8 protein-coding genes and 1 pseudogene are annotated in these 5,164 nt (G+C 34.9%); all 9 read right to left on the reverse strand.

What is annotated here, in order from left to right; all coding sequences use genetic code 11:
- Positions 1-469, reverse strand: a pseudogene (locus ACVC2P_RS12155) (baseplate J/gp47 family protein); the annotation flags it as partial.
- 9 nt (positions 470-478) lie between these two features.
- Positions 479-892, reverse strand: a complete 414-nt coding sequence (locus ACVC2P_RS12160) for a GPW/gp25 family protein (protein ID WP_452598739.1) — start codon at positions 890-892, stop codon at positions 479-481.
- Between the two features lies 1 nt (position 893).
- Complete coding sequence (locus tag ACVC2P_RS12165) at positions 894-1,184, reverse strand: PAAR domain-containing protein (RefSeq protein ID WP_452598740.1); 291 nt, start codon at positions 1,182-1,184, stop codon at positions 894-896.
- Between the two features lie 5 nt (positions 1,185-1,189).
- Complete coding sequence (gene vgrG / locus ACVC2P_RS12170; protein WP_452598741.1) at positions 1,190-2,935, reverse strand: type VI secretion system tip protein VgrG; 1,746 nt, start codon at positions 2,933-2,935, stop codon at positions 1,190-1,192.
- Positions 2,936-3,622, reverse strand: coding sequence for a CIS tube protein (locus ACVC2P_RS12175; protein WP_452598742.1), 687 nt, complete (start codon positions 3,620-3,622; stop codon positions 2,936-2,938). It abuts the gene before it with no gap.
- A gap of 1 nt (position 3,623) precedes the next feature.
- Entirely contained in the window at positions 3,624-3,788 is a 165-nt protein-coding gene (locus ACVC2P_RS12180; protein ID WP_452598743.1) for a DUF5908 family protein, read from the reverse strand.
- Positions 3,789-3,791: 3 nt separating this feature from the next.
- Positions 3,792-4,259: a phage tail protein gene (locus ACVC2P_RS12185; RefSeq protein ID WP_452598744.1), complete on the reverse strand. Its 468-nt coding sequence runs from the start codon at positions 4,257-4,259 to the stop codon at positions 3,792-3,794.
- The gene (locus ACVC2P_RS12190; RefSeq protein WP_452598745.1) at positions 4,259-4,702 is read right to left on the reverse strand and encodes a phage tail protein; all 444 of its coding nucleotides are present in this window, start codon (positions 4,700-4,702) and stop codon (positions 4,259-4,261) included. Before ACVC2P_RS12190 ends, ACVC2P_RS12185 begins: the two co-directional genes overlap by 1 nt.
- A gap of 37 nt (positions 4,703-4,739) precedes the next feature.
- On the reverse strand, positions 4,740-5,164 hold a 425-nt coding region (locus ACVC2P_RS12195; protein WP_452598746.1), incomplete at its 5' end, for a phage tail sheath family protein.

Genomic DNA, 5,164 nt, shown 5'->3' on the forward strand with positions numbered 1-5,164 from the left:
TATCTGGTGTTGCTGCTAGTTTATTGACTTGTAGCAGCTCTTTATAATAAAAGTCTAGGTGTCTTTTTGTGATGCCGTTAAAGCGTTCTTTTGAAAACTCTAACAGTTGTAGAAAGCAAACAAATAATGTTAAATGTGGCGTTAAATTTTTATCATCTTTATATTGCGATAATGTTTTTGATATAGACTCTTTTAATACAGAATACCTAGGGTCTTCTCGATCTGGAACATTACCATCTTCTAGTTTTAAATTATTAAAAAAGCCTTGCCAGTTCCCAGAAGGGTTTTGGGCATCGTTTGTGTTGTAATAATTAATATTTTCTGCAAAATTATAAGCAAATAGAATCCAATCTTCAATATCAAAATCATGCAATTGAAAGGTTTTTGGATCTAACGCGTCTATAAATCGCTGCCCTTGCCCTGTACCGCTTCTTTTTAATACTTTATCTATGTTATTGCTATTGCTCATATTAGTTTACTAATTAATATCTGTTCCTTCTTCTTTATAGAACGGGAATACTACGTTTGTTCTCGAATTTGTAGCTCTTATTCTATATTCTATTTCAATAATTAACTTTCCTTCTAAAGGATCGGATTCTGATATGTCTATTTTTATTACATCTATTCTTGGTTCGTGATAAAGTATTGCTGTCTTTATAAGCTCTGTTATATATGTAATTAGTGTTCGGTCTAAATTTTCGAATAATAATTCTTCAAGATTGCAACCATATTCTGGTAACATTACACGTTCTCCTAAACGGGTTGTTAATAGAATGTGTAGACTACTTTTTATATCTTCTTCGTCAGAAATCATCTTCACACTTTTCTGCCCCATTTTAAATTCTGGAGGAAAACTCCATCCTACTCCTAAAAACGATTTTTTATTTTCCATTTTATCCTATTAAAACTGTTGGTTCTCCTAATACTATAGTGCCTCCATGTGCTGTAGAATCTCCTAATCTTGCCGCTGGTGCTCCTCCTATTAATACTGTTGTAGACCCTAATATTATAGAGTCTGGTGGCCCAACGCATGTTGCCATGTCACCTACTCTTGCTGCTGGTAAGCCTCCTATTAATACCGTTGGTTCTCCTGCTGGTAAAATTGGCCCGCCTACATGGGGTACAACTCCTGTTACCATTGGACATACATGCATATCTGTTATTCTTGCTGCTGGTGCTCCCATAATTATTAATTAATTTGTACTAGCGATCCTTTTAATACTGCAATTGCACTTGTTGATACTTCTGCTCCTGCCGAGCCTTCTGCTTTAAATTCTGCATTTGCTGTAATGTTTACGTTGGTTCCTTCTATACTTACATCTCCTGATGCTTTTATACCTATATCTCCTGCACTTTCTAGCATTATCCCACTGTCATCTATAGTTATTACATTAGAGTTATCGTCTTCTATTACAATGGTTCCCGCATCTTCATCTAGTGAAATTACTTTTCCTGCTGGTGTAGAAATGTTTATTGATTTTTTATCGTCATCAAAAAGCACTTTCATTTCACTTCGTGTTACAAATCCTTTTTCATGGTTATCATCGCTTGCTGTTATAGGCGATGGTTTTGCACTACTATGTAACATGCCTAGCACTACAGCATCATTGGGATCTTGATTTATAAAGCCTATTATAACCTCATCTTCTATTTCTGGTCTAAAAAAGGCGCCTCTATTTTCTCCTGCGTCTAATGATGCGACTCTACACCAAATGCCTTGCTCTTCGTTATTAATTATTGGTATTTGTACTAATATGCGATCTTCTCCATCTGGGTCTTCTTCTAATTGAGACACTATGCCTATTTGCAAGCCACTTATTGCTGGTAATAAGCCAGATGCTGGTTTTGCGCTCACCTCGTAAGTTTCGGAGTACCATTCTGGGTTTAAACCAAATTGCGCATCTACTAACCAGTTTCCATCTATAATTTTATGGCTTACTCCTGTGATGTAAACATTACCGTTAAAACGATCTCCTACGCCTTCTAGCTTTATTATTGTATTTGGTTTTACTGCTGGAATGCCTTGAAATTTCATTCTTCCTCTTACTTTCGCTAACTGTTGAAATAGCCATTTACCATCTGCCCAATCTTGCAATTCGGTATCTGTAACTGCTCCGCCGTGTCTTAATTCTAGATTTTCTAAGCCGATAACTTTTTTTAAATCATCGTTAGATATGTTTCCATTTAATGCTACTGCTGGATCGCTTCCTTCTATTTCTATGAATTCTTGATCTGCATGATTCCACCCATAGGATGATACTTTTTGTATTTGATGTCTTGCATCTATTTCTGCATCGAAATCTAATAGTGAAGCGCCAAAGGTTACGGTTTCTATTTCCGATTGTCCTACATCTGGTTTTGCAATAGTAATTTCTCCGTCTTCTACAAAACACAATTTTCCATTGGCTTGTGCTCTTACTACCATAAAATCCCAATCGGATGCATTGTATTGTACTAATTCTGCATGTGTGTGAGTGGTTGCTTCTACTGAGCTTGACAGCCCATAATTACTTATTAATTCTTCTGCAATATCACTGTCTTTACTATCATAAAAATAGTTGCTTTTTCTTCCTACAGTCATCTTTACTGCTTCGTCTTTGCATTCTATTATAAGCTGTGCTCCATTAGCTCTAATGCGTATATTATGCTTAATTACGATACCTTTAAAAATGGTTTCTTCGTCTGAGTGATAACCTGCTGTTATTTCTATAGCTTTACCAGGAATTAAGAACTCTTCGTTACTTAATTCGAAATCTCTTTTTGCTGCATTTCCATCTATTAAAACAATTTTAGCGGTTGGGATTCTATTAACCTCTTTGTTTACTACAATACTTTTTACTTCGTATATTTTTGAAAGTTCTTCGCCTTCTGTTAATATTTTAAAAGTAACTAAGTCTGCACTTTTTGAAGTTTGTATGACGCCGCTATTATTCATTTATGATTGTTTTGTTAATGGTGGGAAAAATAATTCTTGTCCTGCTTTTAGTTTTCTAAAATTTACTAAGTTGTTTACTCTTGCTACTTCTAAATAGTACTTAGAGTCTCCATAAATTCTATGGGTCATTAATGGCAAAGTATCTCCATCTTTTGCAACTCTGTAGTGTGTTAAGTCTGGCGATTGGTTATTTTCTCTTGCGGCTCTTAAGTTATCGTCTACCGATCCTCGTACTTTAATTTTTGCTACTGCTCGTATTGGTGTGCCATCTGGTGCGAACAGCTTAAATTCTATACTTAAATCTACTAGTGATCCTTTAAATAATAATGCTCCCCATCCAACTTGTAAATAGTATGGTTTATGCTCTTCTCCACTGTAATCGAAAACAATTTTTTTAAAAGCATCTATTTTATCTATAATGCCATCTTTTTTATTTGGTTCTCCATCTATAATACCTGTACTATCAAATAACAGCTCGAAATCTAATTCTTGTGGTGCTATTCTTAGAAAATTAGGTTGCTTTGTACTTGTGCCTTGCCCTTGTTGTTCTTCGTACTCTGGCTTGTATACAACAACATATTTGTCTGGGTTTACTAAAGTTGTAAACTCACCGCCATCTACTGGACTATTAAATTTTTCATCTGTATAGGCTTTTATTGTCAGTTTTTTTAATTCTCCTTCCCCCATTTTATCGTTCTTTTGCTTGCTCTAAAATTTCCATAACGCCTTCTATACAAGCTTCAATTATTGCTTTAGTACTTTTTTTATCATCAGACTTTCCACCTTTTGGACTTCCAGAAGGGCCTTCATCTACATTAATTTTAATGTGCATTTCTTTAATTTCTATTGGCATTGTTTATAGTATTTCGAAATAGTTATAGGATAGTTCTAATGTTTCAATAACAAACTTATTTTCTTCGGCATTAAAATCGCTTACATTCCATTTTACTGGAAACGCATTTTTTATATTCCATGAGCGTAAGGGTTTTGCTGTAGCCGATGTGGTAATGTCTCCTTCTTTAACTAGAAGGTTTACCATGATATCTAAGGGTTCAAAATTGTAATTTTCTAGTGCTTCTCTGCACCAATCGATTACTTTAGAGTCCACTATCATTCCACGCTTTAAAACTAAATTTGGATATTTAGTTTTAACTGGTAACTTGTGCTTAAACCTATTCTCTCCACCTTCGGCAATCTCTTCGGTTTCCAAGTCTATAGATAGACCTGAAACCGATTGAAATTGATTATCCTTAGTATTTTCATCGCTTCCTAATGAAAACTCTACCGAAAAATAAAACCCTACTGGTGGAAAATACTTTGCCATTATAGTATTGTTAACTTGTTAACAGAGAATACTGCTGTTTCTATTGCTATTTCGTTAGCATCTGCTTTTAGGTCTGTAGATTGTATTTTCTTAATAAAAGCGCCCGATGCTAACCAAGACATTACTGGGTTACCGTCTTCTCCTAATAAACTTATTGTTAAGTCTCCTCGATATTGCTCTCCATTTTCTTGGAAATAAACTGTTTTAGCCCATTGTGTATAAAACTCTTTTGTTTTACCCACAAAGGTTCCTCTTTTAAGGGTAATGTCTGCGTATTTAAACATCCCTGCTTGCTTTCTTTTGTGGAACTCACTATCTGCTCCCCCTCTATATTCTATGGGTTCGTTTTCAAAATCTAACCCTGAAACTTCAGTACAGTTAAATTCTGCACCTCCAAAGTCTACTTTAAAATAAAACTTTGATATTGGATATTCTGTTGCCATGATTTATATGCTTTTTTAAATTATTTAATAATGTTAATTATGCTTCTTGCATTTTATGAGAGAATTTTAATACAATAAACTCTGCTGGTCTAACGGCTGCCATACCTATCTCTACAATCATATTTCCTTCTAAAATATCTTGCGCTGTCATTGTTTCTCCTAGACCAATGTTTACGTAAAATGCAGATTCTGGTGTTGGTCCTGCAAGTGCTCCTGCTCTCCATTGTAAAGTCAAGAAGTTGTTTATCATTGCTTTTATCCTTACCCATGTGTTAGCATCGTTTGGCTCGAAAACAAATTGCTCTGTTGCTTTTTTAACAGATTCTTCTACCATGTTAAAGAAACGTCTTACTGGTACGTAACGCCATTCGTTATCGTTTCCTGCTAAAGTTCTTGCTCCCCATACTAATACGCCTTTTCCTGTAAAGCTTCTAATAGCATTAATAGATTTTCCTGCTACGG

The sequence above is a fragment of the Pontimicrobium sp. MEBiC01747 genome (genome assembly GCF_053601635.1).

Bases quoted from the DNA above. Each gene is read 5' to 3' on its own strand.
- ACVC2P_RS12160 (WP_452598739.1), bottom strand. From the start codon at position 892: ATGGAAAATAAAAAATCGTTTTTAGGAGTAGGATGGAGTTTTCCTCCA.
- ACVC2P_RS12175 (WP_452598742.1), bottom strand. From the start codon at position 3,622: ATGGGGGAAGGAGAATTAAAAAAACTGACAATAAAAGCCTATACAGAT.
- ACVC2P_RS12185 (WP_452598744.1), bottom strand. From the start codon at position 4,259: ATGGCAAAGTATTTTCCACCAGTAGGGTTTTATTTTTCGGTAGAGTTT.
- ACVC2P_RS12180 (WP_452598743.1), bottom strand. From the start codon at position 3,788: ATGCCAATAGAAATTAAAGAAATGCACATTAAAATTAATGTAGATGAA.
- ACVC2P_RS12190 (WP_452598745.1), bottom strand. From the start codon at position 4,702: ATGGCAACAGAATATCCAATATCAAAGTTTTATTTTAAAGTAGACTTT.
- ACVC2P_RS12165 (WP_452598740.1), bottom strand. From the start codon at position 1,184: ATGGGAGCACCAGCAGCAAGAATAACAGATATGCATGTATGTCCAATG.
- vgrG (WP_452598741.1), bottom strand. From the start codon at position 2,935: ATGAATAATAGCGGCGTCATACAAACTTCAAAAAGTGCAGACTTAGTT.